The sequence below is a fragment of the Streptomyces toyocaensis genome, assembly GCF_000725125.1.
In the GTDB taxonomy this organism is placed as follows: domain Bacteria; phylum Actinomycetota; class Actinomycetes; order Streptomycetales; family Streptomycetaceae; genus Streptomyces; species Streptomyces toyocaensis.
Genome location: NZ_JFCB01000050.1, coordinates 24,224 through 38,507 on the forward strand (window position 1 = coordinate 24,224; position 14,284 = coordinate 38,507).

The window sequence follows — 14,284 nt, forward strand, 5'->3', positions numbered from 1 at the left end:
CGGAGGAGGAGCGGGGAGCAGAAGATGACCGGGATGCCTGACGTGCTTTCCATCACCGCGATGGTGCCCTGTTACAACGAGGAGGAATGCATCGAGCGGGCATACCTGGAAATCAGCAGGGAGATATACAGGTACGAGGACTCCGAGATCCTGTTCGTCGACGACGGAAGCACCGACGGGACGCTCGACATCATCAAGCGGATCGCCCGCGAGGATCCACGCGTCCGGTATCTCTCCTTCGCCCGCAACTTCGGCCTCGAATCCGCCTTCACCGCGGGATTCGCCTACGCGTCGAAGGAGTGGACCGTCCAACTCGACGCCGACTTGCAGTCCCCGCCCGCCGAACTCCACAAACTGGCGCGACGGGCCGTGGAGGGCGGCTACGACGCGGTCTTCGCGGTCCGCGCCGGCCGTCAGGACCCCTGGTACCGGCGCCTCGGGACCATCGGCCACCAGGCCGTCGCCACCCGCGTCCTGGGCATCGAACTGCCCGTGCGCGCCTCGGTGTTCCGGGTGGTGCGCACCGTGGTGGCGCACAAGGTCGCCGACTGCGAGGTCAGCACGCCGTACTTCCTGGCCACCCTGCCGCTGATCGGCGCCCGCTACACCACGGTGGAGACCGCCCACGCGGCCCGGGTGGCCGGCCGGGCCAAGTGGTCGCTCGGCAAGCTGTTCCGGCACGCCGCCGACCTCTTCGTCGGCTTCTCCTACCGGCCGCTCGCCCTCGTCTACCTCGCGGCGGCCGTCGCCGCGGTGGCGGCCGGGGCGCTGGCGCTGGTTCCGGGCGACGTCCGGCTGCTCGCCACGGCGTCCGTGCTGCTGCACGCCGTCGGCCTGGGGGCGCTCGCGCTGCTCGCCCGCTACCTGGTGCGCATCATGCGCGGCGGCGAGGGCCTGCCCCGCTACCAGATCCGGGAGGCCAACGTGCCCGTACGGCCGCGGGACGACCTCTACGCCCCCCGCCACGCACCCACCGGCCGGGCCGTGCCCGCGCCACTGCCGCAGACAGGGAACCTGCCATGACCAAGCCCCACATCCTCGTCCTCGGCGGGGGCGAGGACCAGCTCCCCGCCTACCACGAGGCCCGCCGCCTCGGTTACGGGGTCATCGGCGTCGACCAGCGGCCGGACGCGCTGGGCGCGGCGGCCGCCGACCTCTTCCTGTGCATGACCACCCGGGACCCCGAGCGGATCGCCGCCATGGTCGGCCACCTCGACGTCGCCGCGGTGATCTCCCCGGCCAGCGACGCCGCGCAGGAGTCGGTGGCCGAGCTGAGCCGGATCCTCGGCACGCCGCACCAGCCGGCGCCCGACGCGGTGCGGGCCTCCGTGGACAAGGGCTACTTCCACACCGTCCTGGAACGCATCGGACTGCCCGGTTACGGTCACCTGCGGTCCACGGACCCGGTCGAACTGCGTCTCGCGGCGGCCTCGCTGCCGTTGCCCGTCATCGTGAAGCCGAACGACTCCTCCGGCAGCAAGGGCGTGCAGGTCGTCGCCGACCCCGCGGCACTGCCCGCGGCGCTGGCCGAGGCACGGGCGTACTCCTTCTCCGGCGAGGTGGTCGTCGAGGAGATGCTGCTGGGCCAGCACCTGTCCGCCGAAGCGTTCCTGCGTGGCGGGAAGCTCGCGACCGTCGCGGTCACCGAGCGCGCCACCACCGGCGCACCGCACATGATCACCACGGCCCACACGGTGCCCGCCGAGCTGACGCCCGCCACCGAGATCCGGCTGCGGTCCATGATCATGGACATCTGCGTCGCGCTCGGCCACACCGACGGACCGGTCAACTTCGACTTCGTGGTCGACCGCACCGAGGAGATCCGCTTCATCGAGATGGGCGCCCGGCTCGGCGGCAACGGCATGCCGCTGCTCGTCCAGCACGCCTACGGCATCAACACGTACGAGGCGGCCCTGCGCCTGGCGCTCGGCCAGGACTTCGACCTGGCGCCCCGCCACGACAAGAAGACCGCCCTGCAGATCCTGACCACCGACACCGACGGCATCCTGCGCACCGTCGAGGGCGAGGACGCGGTCCGGGCCCTGCCCCAGACCGCCGAGCTGAGGCTCTTCGCGGGTCCTGGCAGCCGGGTCCGCCGCTACACCCAGGCCGGCCACAAACTCGGCTACCTGCTGCTCGTCGCGGACGGCTACGCCGAGCTCCGGGCGGCACAGGCCGAGGCCCGGGCCCTGCTGCGCTTCGGCGTGGAACCCGACGTCCCCGCCCCGGCCCGCCGTCCCGAACCCCTTACGGAGAACGTCCGTTGAACACCGTGCGGCGCAACGCGCCCTTCCTGATCCTGGCCGCGCTCGCAGCGGTCTTCGCGGGCATCGTCTGGTTCGCCATGCCCCACGACCGTGAGGTCAAGAGCCTGGGCATCCTGTTGTTCAAGCTGGTGCCCTTCGTGCTCGCCACCGAGGCGATCGCCCAGCTCGACCCGGCCTGGGCCCAGCGGATCCGCCTCCACCTGGTGGTCCCGGTCTGCTTCCTCGTGTACTTCGTCTACTTCGTGCCGAAGATCTTCTTCGTCGCCGAGAACCACCCCGAGCTGTACTACTACATCCTCACGCTGACCCCGTTCGTCATCCTCAGCCTCGTCCTCGCCTTCCGGATCGGCGGCGGCGCCGCCCACCTGGTGCGCCGGCTCTCCTACGCGATGATCCTGCTGATGCTGTCCGGTCTCGAGGACCTGGCCTTCCTCACCGTGAACGACCACACCGACCCGGCGTGGCAGACCATCCCCGAGGTGTGGACCTGGGCCTCGCACATCACGGTCTTCCTCGGCCACCCGGCGAGCAAGTACGAGGCGTACGCCTTCATCACCGCGCACGTCCTGCTGGCGCTCTTCCTCCTGTTCGCGCCCACCCGCTGGTTCGCCCCCCTCGCCCGGGCGGTCCGGCGCACCCCCGTCCAGGCCCCCACCGCCGGCTGACCAGCGAAGGACCGTACGAGATGTTCCTCCGAGAGGCGTTGTACGTTCCCGTCTCCTGCGCCCGTCAGTACGGCACCCGCGGCGCCCTGCGCCGGCGCCAGCTCTCCCAGCTCAACAGGATGCTGGCGCACGCCAGGGCCGAGGTGCCGTACTACCGCGACGACCCCGCCTACCGGACCGGCCCGCTGCGCTCCCTCGCCGAGGTCGCGAAGCTCCCGGTGATGAGCAAGGAGGTGCTGCGCGGCCGCCCCCTGGAGGAACTCCTCGCCGACGGAGCCCGCCCCGGACAGCTGCCCACCTTCCGCACCAGCGGCTCCACCGGCCGCCGTGTGACGGTCGTGCACGACCACAACAGCCACGACTACCACATGGCCGCCTGCGTCCGCCGGTTCCTGGCGACCGGGCGCTACCTGCCGACCCACCGGCTCTCCCACATCAGGCCCTTCGCACCGCCCTCGCGGCGCTTCGAGCGGCTCGGCCTCTTCCGCCGCCATGTGCTGCTCACCGACCGGCCCATGGACGACATCAAGGCCGAACTCCTCACCGCACGGCCCCAGGTGCTCATCGGCTACCCGGTCCACCTGCGTGCCCTGCTGCGGGCGCTGGCCCCGGCCGAGCTGGCGGCGCTGCGCCGCACCCTGCGCCTGGTGATGACCGAGTCCGAACTCCTCGTCGACGCCCACCGGGCCCTGTTCGAGGAGGAGTTCGGCGCCCCGGTGCACGACGAGTACTCGGCCTTCGAGGTGCTCAACATCGCGTACGAGTGCCGGCACGGGCGGGCCCACCTCGCCGAGGACCGGCTCCTCGTGGAGATCCTCGACGCGGACGGACGGCCGCTGCCGGACGGCGCCGAGGGCCGGGTGGTGGCGACCGCGTTCATGGAACGCGCGATGCCCCTCGTCCGGTACGACCTGGGCGACGTCGGCCGGATCGAGACCCGGCCGTGCCCTTGCGGGCGGCGCTTCCGTACCCTGCGGCTCACGGTGGGCCGGGTCAACGACTCGGTGCTGCTGCCGACCGGGCGCCAGCTCTACCCGGACACCTTCCTGCACCTGGCGGCCACCTTCCCGGGCATCGCCGAGTGCGGCGTGCACCAGGACCGCACGGGAGCGGTGCGCCTCGACGTGGTGCCGTCCGGGCCCCTCGACCGGGACGGGTGGACCGCGGTGGCGGAAGGGGTGCGCGAGCGGCTGCACACCGTGGCCGGCTGCGCCTTCCCGCTGGAGGTCGTCCGGGTGGACCGGGTGGAGATCACCGCGGGCGGCAAGGGCCGTTTCGTCACCTCCGAGCTGGCGGTGGCGCGGCCCGAGCCGGCGGGACCGGCGTGAGAACGGTGCCGGGCGCGGCCGCCGGGGCGCGGACGTCCTGGCGCCCCGACTCCCGCCGCCTCGCCTCGCTCCTCGCCGGGCGCACCGCCTTCCGGCTCACGCTGCTCGGCGCGAACACCGCGCTGCTGGCGAGCTGGGGGCAGGGCCCCTACGAGCGGTACGCCGCGGCCATGGGCACGGCCCAGGTGCTCACCACCGTCACCTCGCTCGGCATCGAGAAGTCCGCGCTCAAGCTGGTGCCCCGGGCCCGCCGCACCGGACCGCAGCTCATCACCGTGTTCCTGGCCTGCGCGGGCGTGCTGACCGCGGCCGTCGTGCTCTGGCTGGCCGGTTCGGCGCTGCTGAACCCCCCGCGGGGCGGTGCGGTGGCGGTGCTGGCCGGTCTGTACATGGCACTGCTCGGCCTGAACACCGTCCTGGTCGGGCTGTGCAGGGCGCTCGGCCGGGACCGCGCCGACATCGCCAACTTCACCGCCCTGTCCCTCCTCGTGGTGACCGGGACCGGTGGCGCGACCCTGCTCGGCTGGGGCCCCGAGGGGTTCACCGGCTGGATCCTCGGCGGCACCGCCCTGCTCAACCTGGTCCACGTGCCGGCCCTCGCACGGGCCGCCGCCCGCCCGGTACGCCGGGGCACGGCCGTACCGGCCGTCTCCACCTCGGCGCTGATGGCCTGCGGCGACGTGGCGGCGGCCGGTGCGGTCAGCCTCCTCTTCGCGCTGCTCGGGGCCTCCCGGCACCACGAACAGACCGGCCACCTCTACCTGATGGTGCTCGCGTCGTCGGTGCTGCTCAACGGCTTCGGCTACGTGCTGCGGCTGTTCCAGCCGCACGTGTCGCTGACCCTGCGGTCGCTGGACGCCACGGCGCTCGACCGCCGGGTGGTGCGCCGGCTGCTGCCGCTGGCGGTGGCGGGTGCCGCGTGGACCGCCGCCGCCCTGCTGCTCGCCCGGTTCGCCCAGGGCTCCGGCCTCCTGCCGCCACCCGTCGTGGTGCTGCTCCTGTACGTCCTGTGCACACCCCTGTTCTTCGCGATGGGGAGCCTCAACTACCTCCTCGAGAACGCCTGCGCGCGCACTCTGCGGGCCACCGCCGCCGGCGCCGCCGCGGGCCTGGTCTGCGCGGTGCTGACCGGCGTGTTCCTGGTGCCCGTGCTCGGCGCGCTCGGCGCGGTCGGCGCGCTCGCGGCGGGCGAGGCGGCCCACGCCCTGGCCGCGTGGCTGCTGCTCGGCCGGTCCTCGCTCACCCGCCGTCCGCCCGTGCCCGCCGTGCCCGCCGCGGCCCCCACCGACCTGGGAGTCCCCCGATGAACGATGCCAGGACCCGCCGCACCGGACCCCCCGACTGGCGCGGCATCGTCTACCCGCTGCTGATCTCGGCCGCCGCCCTGGGCGTCCTCGTCGCCGTGCTCGGACTCGGCATCGGGGCCCCCGATCCCGCGGCAGGGGAGACGGCACGCGAGGGAGCCCCACCGGCCGTCGCGCACGCCGGCGAGGTCACCCTCAGGCTGCTGGCCGCCATCGCCGCGGTCGCCGGAGTCGCGGCCGGCGGCGGTCTCCTCGCCCGCCGTCTCGGCCAGCCGCCGGTCATCGGCGAGATCGCCACCGGCCTGCTGCTCGGCCCGTCCTTCCTGACCGGGCTCTGGCCGGGTGCGACCGCGCTGTTCTACCCCGCGTCGGCGGAGCCCGTGCTCGGCCTGCTCGCCCAGGCCGGCCTGGTCCTGTTCATGTTCGCGGTCGGCTCCGAGTTCGACGCCTCCCAGCTACGGCGCAGCGGCCGGGTGGTGGGCGCGGTCAGCCAGGGCAGCATGATCGTCCCCTTCGTCCTCGGGGTGGTCTCCTCGGGCCTTGTCTACCGGGAGTTCGCCGCCGACGGGATCGGCTTCGTGCCGTTCGCGATCTTCCTCGGTACGGCGATGAGCATCACGGCCTTCCCGGTGCTCGCCCGGATCGTGCAGGAGTCGGGTCTGGCCCGGCACCCGCTCGGCACCATGGCCATGACGTGCGCCGCCGCCTGCGACGTGATCGCCTGGTGCGCCCTGGCCACGGCCATGGCGGTGGCCGGGGCGGGCAGCGTCTGGGGCGCGGGCGGCACCGTGCTCCTCGCGGCGGGGTTCGCGGTGGCCGTCCTGGTTCTCGGCCGCCCGCTGGTGCGGGCCGCCGACCGCTGGGCGGACCGCAGGGAGGTGCCGTCCGCGGCCCGTCTCCTCGCCCTGCTGCTGCTCGCCTTCTCCCTCGCCCGGGCCACCGATCTGATGGGCGTCCACTCGATCTTCGGCGCCTTCCTCGCCGGCCTGCTCGTGCCGCATCGTTCCGGCAGTGCGCTGACCGCCGTGCAGCTGCGCCTGGACTCGCTCAACCGGCGGCTGCTGCTGCCGCTGTTCTTCGTCTCCGTCGGCATGACGGTCGACCTCACCCGGGTGACCGCGCACGGTGCCCTGCTCGTCGCCGGGGCCGTCGCGGTCGTCACGGCCGTGGCGGGCAAGCTCCTCGGGACCGGCCTCACCGCCCGCTCCTGCGGCCTGTCCTGGCGGATGTCGCTCGGCCTCGGCGTCCTGCTCAACGCCCGGGGCGTCACCGAGGTCGTCGTGCTCCGCGCGGGACTCGACGCGGGCCTCATCAACCAGAACGCCTTCACCGTGCTGGTTGTGATGGCCCTGCTGACCACGGTGATGACCGGCCCCGCGCTCTCTCTCCTCAAGCTGTCCCGGCGGCCCCCGGCCGCCCCCGTCGCCCCCCTCCGTCTCGCCGGCTCCCCCCAGCGGGAGCCGCTGGAAAGGACGTCCGCATGAACACCGTGACCCCCGCCTCCCCCGTCTCGCTCGTGACCGGAGGGGCCGGCTTCATCGGCTCCCACGTGGCCCGCGAGCTCCTGGCCCGCGGCCACCGCGTGGTCGTCCTCGACGACCTCAGCGGCGGCACCGCCGCCAACGTGCCGGACGGCGCCGAGTTCCGGCACGGCAGCGTCTGCGACCCCGAGGTCGTCGACGCCGTCTTCGCCTCCCACCGCATCGACTACGTCTTCCACCTCGCCGCGTACGCCGCCGAGGGACTGAGCCACTTCATCAAGCGCTTCAACTACATGAACAACGTGGTCGGCAGCGTCAACCTGATCAACGCCGCCGTCAACGCGGGCACCGTGAAGTGCTTCGTGTTCACGTCGTCCATCGCGGTCTACGGCGCCAACCAGCTGCCGATGAGCGAGGACCTGGTGCCGGCGCCGGAGGACCCCTACGGCATCGCGAAGTTCTCCGTGGAGCAGGAACTGCGGGTCAGCCACGAGATGTTCGGCCTGCCGTACGTCATCTTCCGGCCGCACAACGTGTACGGCGAGTACCAGAACATCGGCGACCGCTACCGCAACGTCATCGGCATCTTCATGAACCAGGCGCTGCGCGGCGAGGAGTTCACGGTCTTCGGCGACGGCGAGCAGACCCGGGCCTTCAGCTACATCAAGGACGTGGCCCCGGCCATCGCCCGCTCGGTGGAGCTGCCCGGGGCGTACAACGAGATCTTCAACATCGGCGGCGACCAGGTCTACAGCGTCAACCGCATCGCCGCCGCGGTGTGCGAGGCGATGGGGGTGGAGCTGCGGGTCAACCACCTCCCGGAGCGCAACGAGGTGCGCGACGCGTACGCCACGCACGAGAAGGCCCACAAGGTGTTCGGCGCGCCCGGCCTGCCCATCGGGCTGGAGGAGGGCATCGGGCGCATGGCCGCCTGGGTCAAGGAGGTGGGCCCGCAGGAGCCGTCGGTGTTCTCGGGCATCGAGGTGGTCCGCAACCTGCCCCCGTCCTGGCGGGCGGCCCTGGAGGAGCGGCGCACCATATGAATGCGCGGGTGCGGCCGTGACGCGCTCCGCGTCACGGCCGCACCCCCGTCTCCGCCCCGGTCCGTCCCCCGGCGAGCACCTTCACGATCTTGATCTTCCCGTTGGGCTCCGGGGCGATCTCCCCGACCCGGCGGACCGACACCTCGAAGTCGGGCACCGCGCTCTGCACCGCCCGCCGGATCCGCCCGGTCACCGAGGCGTCCGCGCCCGGCGCGAGCACCGTGCGGACGGTGACCTGGGCGGGCCGCTCCTGTACCAGCTGCATGCGGGCGACCTCGGGGAAGTCCTGCACCTTGTACGTGAGGAAGTCGGCGTAGAACTCACGGCCGTCCCGGCCCCGGAACCGGTCCTGGCTGCGGCCCTGCACCCGCTCGACGACCGGGGTGCGGCGCCCGCAGCCGCACGTGTCGGGGCCCACCGTCACCCGGTCGCCCAGCCGGTAGCGGATCAGCGGCATCGCCTCGCTGTGCAGCCGGGTCACCAGGATCTCGCCCTCGGCCCGGCGGCTGCCGTCCGCGAGCACGGCGCTGCCGTCGTCCTGCTCCAGCTCGACCACCACGTCGGCGGAGCGCAGGTGCAGCGCCCCGCGGTGGCAGGTGCGGGCCACCGTGAACACCTCGACGGAGGCGTACACCTCGTGGAACCGCGCGTCCAGATGGCCGAGCACCCGGGCCCGCGCGGTCGGCGTGAGCCGCTCGCCGCCGAACAGCACGTGGTGCACGCCCCGGTGGCGCTGACCCCGCCGCTCCAGCTCCTCGATCACGGAGGCGATCACGTTGGGGAAGCCCACCAGGAACGTGGGGCGGGCCGCGAGGAAGGCCTCGACCTGCTCGTCCAGCGTCCCGCTGGTGTCGATGTGGAAGGTGCGCAGCAGGCCGAACCGCTCCAGCGGGTGGCGCAGGAACGGATTGACCCGGAAGTACGCCATCCGGTCCCAGGGCCGCAGCCCCGACGCGAGCATGTCGTACAGGTACGAGGCCCGCAGGTACGCCAGGTCCCGCTCCGAGTTGCGGATGGTGACCGGGACGCCGGACGAGCCGCTGGTGGTGCCCGCCTTGGTGTTCCGGGTGGTGAACCCCTCGGCGAGCAGCCGCTCGGGAGCGCTGTCGTGGAACTCGGTCCGGTCCAGCACCGGCAGCGCCGGCAGGTCCTCGGGCCCCCGGAAGGCGGCCGCCGTGCCCGGTGCGATCAGCTCCCGGTAGCGCGGCACGTGCGCCTGGGCGTGCCGGACCAGGCGCACCAGGAGCCGCCGCTGTTCGGCGGCGAGCCGCGCGGGGTCGGCCCGCTCCAGACGGTGGGCGCGGACCAGGCTGCGCAGCACGGGGCCCAGGCGCATGACGGGGGAGGGGGACGAGGGCGTCGGGGTCATCATCGCCTCCGGACGGATCGCAGGACGGGCCCGCCGTGGCGGGGGCAGCGCTCAGGACGGAACGCACCACCGCCCTCCGGCTCGGCGTGGACGAAGGTGGGGCGGCGGCGCTTCAGCAGGGTGAGGACGGTGCCGCCGTCCAGGGTGCGGGCGTGCACCCGGGCCGTGTTGAGGTGCAGCTCGCCGCAGCCGGCGGCCACCGCGCCCAGATAGCCGAGCCACGGCTCGTACCACAGGGAGCCCGGGGCCGGCCGGGCGCCGGCCGCCGCCGCCAGGCCGAACCGTGCCACGGCCACCACACCGTCCGGCCACGGGCCGTCCGCCCACCCCGGGTCGCCGACGACGAGCGCGGGCCCGTCGGGCGGCGTCCGCCGTCCCGGCCCGCCGTCGGTCTCGGCGGTGGCGTCCAGCAGCACCCGCCACGTGGTCCCGTACGCCCTCACCGGGTCCCGCGACGCCCGCGTCACCTCGTACACGTCGACGCCCCTCAGGGGGTGCCCGGCGAGCCGGAGCGCCTCGCGCAGTTCGGCGACGTGTTCGCGGGGCGGGCGGCCGGGGTCCCGGCGCGGCAGCAGCGCCGCGTCGAGCGGCATCAGCAGATGCCGCCGCAGCCGCGCCTCGTCGCGGGTCAGCGGCGGCAGCGTCCCGGTGGCGGCGTACCGCTCGCGGTAGTGCGGCACCGTGCGCAGGGCACGCCGCACGGCGTGGTCGTACGGCCGGGCGATGCGCATCTCAGCAGGGGGTGTTCTGGTCGTGGACGAGCAGCCACTCCTCGCCGCTGCGGGCGAAGACCAGGCTGAGCAGATGACGCAGCGCGTACGGGCGGCCCTCCGCGTCCAGGTCCCGGTAGTCGACCGCGAGGACCGTGACGGCGGTGTCCGCCAGCTCGAGGGTGCTGACGGTCTCCGTGGTCATGCTCCAGTCGGGGTCCTGGAACCAGCCCTCGTGGAAGGACCGGATCTCGTCGGTCCCGGTGACCGTCTTGCCGTTGGGGAGGATGAGGGTGGCGTCGGGATGCACGGTGCGCACGTAGCCCTCCAGGTCGCGGTCACGGATCGCGGCGAGGTGACGGTCCAGCGCGGTGGTGAAGTCCATGAGGGTTCTTTCTCGTTCGTCGGTTCGCTGATCAGAACGGGGCGGCCACGGCGTACCGGTCGACGGTGGCCGCGCCGAACGACTCCTTGAGCCGGGTCATGCCGGGCCCGAGTTCGAGGGCGGGGACCCGGAGGGCGATCATCCGGTCGATCTCCCGCAGGTACAGGTCGAAGTAGAGGTCCCGGGCGCCGTCCGAGCCGGTCACCGTCGTCGCCCAGCCGCCCGGGGTCTCAAGGACCAGGTCGAAGGAGACGGGCAGACCGGACCCGCTGTCCAGATGGGCGACGTAGAAGGCGCCCGGATGCGCGTTGAGCCGTTCGAAGTACACCGGGAGCAGGGGCACGACCCCCTCCGGTCGCCCGGTGTGCTTCATCCGGGTCAGCTGGTCGAGCCGCCCCGCCCGTACCGGGTCGATCGCCGGGATGCCGGCCCCGACCGTCAGCCCGGCGTGGTCGTCGATCCGCTGCCTCAGCGCCGTCAGGCGGCGGCGCCTGGCACGCGGCAGTCCGGCGAGGTAGGCGTCCGTCGAACCCCAGCGGTTGTGCAGGACCGTGCTGGGCGCGGTGGCACGGGTGAGCCGCAGCGGGCCGCCGAGCACCGCCAGCTCCGCGGCGCAGGCGTCCAGGTGCAGCACGCCCAGGCAGCGCGCCCCGAGCCGGCGGCGCAGGGCCCGTTCGAAGGCGCGGGTCGCGGCGCGCCGGTCCCCGGGGTCGAGCCCAGGGGCGTAGAGCCGTCCGGGGCTGAAGCTGTTCGGCAGGTGGACCTGGAACCAGCCCGGCGTCAGGGCCCGCCCCGCGGGCCGGTACCGCCGCAGCACGGGCCGCACCCCGAGCCGCCCGCAGAACAGGGCCACCGGTTCCCCCGCGTCCCTCACCAGGCCGCCGTACACGGGCCGCCTGCTGCCCAGGGCGGCCGCCTCCAGCAGCGTCACGTCCCACGGCGCGGGGCCCTTGAGGGAGTGGACGAAGGCGTCCCAGCCGTCGGGCGCGGGCCCGCCGCCGGGCGTGAAGATCTCAACCCGCACGGCCCGCGACCTCCTGCCGCACGGAAGCGGACGCGGGCCGGAGCGGGGCGGCGCTTCCGAGGGCGGGGCTTCCGGAGGCGGGGCGTTCGGAGGCGGGGCGTTCGGGGGAGGGGCGTCCGGGGGACGCGAACAGCCCCGCGCAGAGAGGGCGCTCGCCCCGGTCACGGAAGGCGGTCAGGGCGTCGGCGACCGCCTGCGGAGTGAGCGCGTCGACGAGCGTGTCGAGCCGGGGACCGCGCTCCGTGCCGAACAGCGCCCGGTAGATCTCCCGGAACTCCGCGACGGTGCGGTGCGCGCGGGGCGCGCCGGGACCCGTGTGCGCCCTCAGCTGTTCGATGAGCACGTCGACGGCGGGGCCGGCCTCCCCGCCGGGTCCGGCCTCCCCCCGGTAACGGCCCGCTCCGTGCGTCACCAGCCAGGCACCCGCGTGGGCGACCCGTTCGGCCAGCAGCTCCCGGTCGCAGCCGGGGTGCCGGCGCGTCAGGTGGGCCAGCGCCGGCTCCGCGGCGCCGCCACGGGCGTACAGCGCTCCGACGACGGAGCGCATCCGGGGCAGGGCGGCGCGCGGCGCCGGGTCCTCGTCGCTCAGCAACTCCCACAGCACCCGGGCCCGCGCGTCACCGGGCACCGCCCGCAGGAACCGGTCGAACGCGTCGTACGCGCCGAAGAACACGTCCGCGCCGAACCCGATCCGCAGGTCCGACAGGCAGTTGCGGCGCGCGTACAGCCACAGGACCATCGGTGCGGGATGGACCGCGAGCAGGTCGCGCACGTACGGCCCGCCGCCGCTCGACCCGGAGATCTTGCCCGCGCCGCGCTCGCCGCGCACCAGCCCGTAGGGGACGATGACCGGCTGCGCCAGACCCAGGTACCTGTCGTACACCGGAACCGTGCGGTCCATGGTGCTGCCCGCGCTGCAGTGGTCCTGACCGGCCGGTTCGCAGTCGATGCCCTCATGCGCGACCCGCAGCGTCCAGTCCAGGGCCCAGGACGGCTTGACGTGCTCCGGCCCGGTCACGGTGAGCCGCGCGCCGCAGCTCCGGCAGGCGTAGTGCGCCGACGCGGCGCCCAGCCGGTGGATCTCGGTGGTGCCGCGGCCGCACTGCAGGCAGTACACCGCGAACAGATCCCGTCCGTCCGCCTTGCCGAGCAGGTCGGCGAGGCGCGCCGCGTCACGCTGGTAGCGGCGCTGGATCTCCCGGTAGACACCGGCCCGGTAGCGCTCGTACTGGTAGTGCGTCTCCCAGGTGCCGCCCGGCGGCATCCGGCCGTCCGCGTCGGCCCCTTCGGGCAGGATCCCCGTCGCCCGCAGCTCCGCGAGGTAGGCACGGCAGATCCGGGTGGCCCGCTCGCGGTGCGCGGCGAGGGGCCGGCCGCCGTGGCCCGCCAGCTCCGGGTCCCGGGCCGCCTGGCTCTCCCGCACCGGGTCGTAGTCGTCGAAGCTCAGCAGGATCGCGGACCGGCGGCCCATCCGGGCCAGCGCCCGGTGCACCAGGTGTGCGCAGACGGTGTCCCGGAAGTTCCCGACGTGGAAGGAGCCGGACGGCGACATGCTGGTCTGGATCAGGATGCGGTGCTGCGGCGGGTGCCGGTCGGCGAGCCGCCGCGCGTAGTCGAGCGCCCAGTGCGGCGCGGTACGGTCCTGCGCGTGGAGGTCGCGACGGCTCGCCGCGTCGCCGGCGAACGCGTTCCGCCCCCGCACCCGTCGTGTCCTTGGCATGGCGCCAGTAGAGCGCGGCCCCCGATAAACGGCCTATACGGTACGGCCCGCGCACCGTACGGGGGCGGGTCAGGCCAGCCAGCCGTTGTCCCGGGCGATGCGCAGCGCGTCGACGCGGTTGCGGGCGCCGAGCTTGTTGACGATCGCGGTGAGGTAGTTGCGCACCGTGCCCACGGAGAGGCTGGTGGTGGCGGCGATCTGGGTGGTGTCGGCCCCCTCCGCCACCCGGGCGAGCACTTCGACCTCCCGCTCGGTGAGCGGGCTGTCGCCGATCTCCCAAGCCGACATGGCCAGTTCGGGATCGATGACCCGACGGCCCGCGCCGACCCGGCGCACGCCGTCGAGCAGCTCGTCGGGTGAGGCGTCCTTCGGCAGGAACCCCGCCACCTGCGCGTCCAGGGCCCGCCACAGCGTGCCGGGCCGCGCCATGCCGGTGAGGATCAGCGTGCGGCACCCGGGCGCCTGGTCCCGCAGCACCGCGGCGGCGGTGATCCCGTCCATCCCCGGCATGTCGATGTCGAGGATCGCGGTGTCCGCGCCGGTGCGCAGCACCGCGGGCAGCACCTCGCTCCCGCTGCCGACCTGCGCCGCGACCTCCATGTCCGGCTCCAGGTCGAGCAGCGCGGCGAGCGCCACCCGTATCATGTGCATGTCCTCCGCCAGCACGATCCGCTGCACGGATCCCCCCTCCCGCCGCATGGCTCCCCCTTCGTCCCGGCCCTGTCTACCACCGCGCCGCCGGACCCGCCGGGCCCGTATAGCTCCGTGATAGCGGGCAGGGCGAAGCTCCCCCCGGGCACAACGCAGCAGCCGCGCACGCGGCAGAACCGGGGGATTCATGCTCAGGGCACCCGAGGCCACCGCAACCACCACCGCGACCTGCACCGCGACCGCCACCGCACTCGCGACGGCACCCGCACCCGCACCCGCGACCCCGACCGCCGCCGCACCCGCGACCCCGACCCCGACCGCCGCCGCACCCGCGACC

13 protein-coding genes are annotated in these 14,284 nt (G+C 73.9%); 7 read left to right on the forward strand and 6 right to left on the reverse strand.

The genetic code is table 11. The annotated features are described in order from the left end of the window. The first annotated feature begins 33 nt into the window (after positions 1-33). The 7 genes from BU52_RS31195 to BU52_RS31225 are packed head-to-tail and all read left to right on the forward strand — an operon-like array spanning position 34 to position 8,088. Entirely contained in the window at positions 34-1,023 is a 990-nt protein-coding gene (locus tag BU52_RS31195; RefSeq protein WP_235216467.1) for a glycosyltransferase family 2 protein, read from the forward strand. Further along, entirely contained in the window at positions 1,020-2,267 is a 1,248-nt protein-coding gene (locus BU52_RS31200; protein WP_037940882.1) for an ATP-grasp domain-containing protein, read from the forward strand. Before BU52_RS31195 ends, BU52_RS31200 begins: the two co-directional genes overlap by 4 nt. A 5-nt stretch (positions 2,268-2,272) precedes the next feature. Continuing rightward, the gene (locus BU52_RS31205) at positions 2,273-2,932 is read left to right on the forward strand and encodes a hypothetical protein (RefSeq protein WP_235216469.1); all 660 of its coding nucleotides are present in this window, start codon (positions 2,273-2,275) and stop codon (positions 2,930-2,932) included. A 20-nt stretch (positions 2,933-2,952) separates the two neighbouring features. Beyond that, the gene (locus tag BU52_RS31210) at positions 2,953-4,260 is read left to right on the forward strand and encodes a phenylacetate--CoA ligase family protein (RefSeq protein WP_037940888.1); all 1,308 of its coding nucleotides are present in this window, start codon (positions 2,953-2,955) and stop codon (positions 4,258-4,260) included. Further along, positions 4,257-5,567, forward strand: a complete 1,311-nt coding sequence (locus BU52_RS31215) for a hypothetical protein (RefSeq protein ID WP_157847936.1) — start codon at positions 4,257-4,259, stop codon at positions 5,565-5,567. The genes BU52_RS31210 and BU52_RS31215 overlap by 4 nt, the downstream gene beginning before the upstream one ends. Beyond that, the gene (locus BU52_RS31220; protein ID WP_037940893.1) at positions 5,564-7,048 is read left to right on the forward strand and encodes a cation:proton antiporter; all 1,485 of its coding nucleotides are present in this window, start codon (positions 5,564-5,566) and stop codon (positions 7,046-7,048) included. Before BU52_RS31215 ends, BU52_RS31220 begins: the two co-directional genes overlap by 4 nt. After that, positions 7,045-8,088, forward strand: a complete 1,044-nt coding sequence (locus BU52_RS31225; protein ID WP_037940896.1) for an NAD-dependent epimerase/dehydratase family protein — start codon at positions 7,045-7,047, stop codon at positions 8,086-8,088. Before BU52_RS31220 ends, BU52_RS31225 begins: the two co-directional genes overlap by 4 nt. Positions 8,089-8,119: 31 nt before the next feature. Here the strand turns inward: BU52_RS31225 and BU52_RS31230 are convergent, their stop codons facing one another. The 6 genes from BU52_RS31230 to BU52_RS31255 form a co-directional block, all read right to left on the reverse strand. Then, entirely contained in the window at positions 8,120-9,424 is a 1,305-nt protein-coding gene (locus BU52_RS31230) for a phenylacetate--CoA ligase family protein (RefSeq protein WP_037940919.1), read from the reverse strand. Between the two features lie 32 nt (positions 9,425-9,456). Further along, the gene (locus tag BU52_RS31235; RefSeq protein WP_037940899.1) at positions 9,457-10,188 is read right to left on the reverse strand and encodes a hypothetical protein; all 732 of its coding nucleotides are present in this window, start codon (positions 10,186-10,188) and stop codon (positions 9,457-9,459) included. Between the two features lies 1 nt (position 10,189). Beyond that, positions 10,190-10,552, reverse strand: a complete 363-nt coding sequence (locus BU52_RS31240) for a YybH family protein (RefSeq protein WP_037940901.1) — start codon at positions 10,550-10,552, stop codon at positions 10,190-10,192. A 31-nt stretch (positions 10,553-10,583) separates the two neighbouring features. Continuing rightward, positions 10,584-11,576: a hypothetical protein gene (locus BU52_RS31245; RefSeq protein ID WP_037940903.1), complete on the reverse strand. Its 993-nt coding sequence runs from the start codon at positions 11,574-11,576 to the stop codon at positions 10,584-10,586. Continuing rightward, positions 11,566-13,296, reverse strand: coding sequence for a nucleotidyl transferase family protein (locus BU52_RS31250; RefSeq protein WP_235216468.1), 1,731 nt, complete (start codon positions 13,294-13,296; stop codon positions 11,566-11,568). Before BU52_RS31250 ends, BU52_RS31245 begins: the two co-directional genes overlap by 11 nt. Positions 13,297-13,365: 69 nt before the next feature. Continuing rightward, entirely contained in the window at positions 13,366-13,974 is a 609-nt protein-coding gene (locus tag BU52_RS31255; protein WP_037940920.1) for a response regulator transcription factor, read from the reverse strand. Positions 13,975-14,284 lie beyond the last annotated feature (310 nt).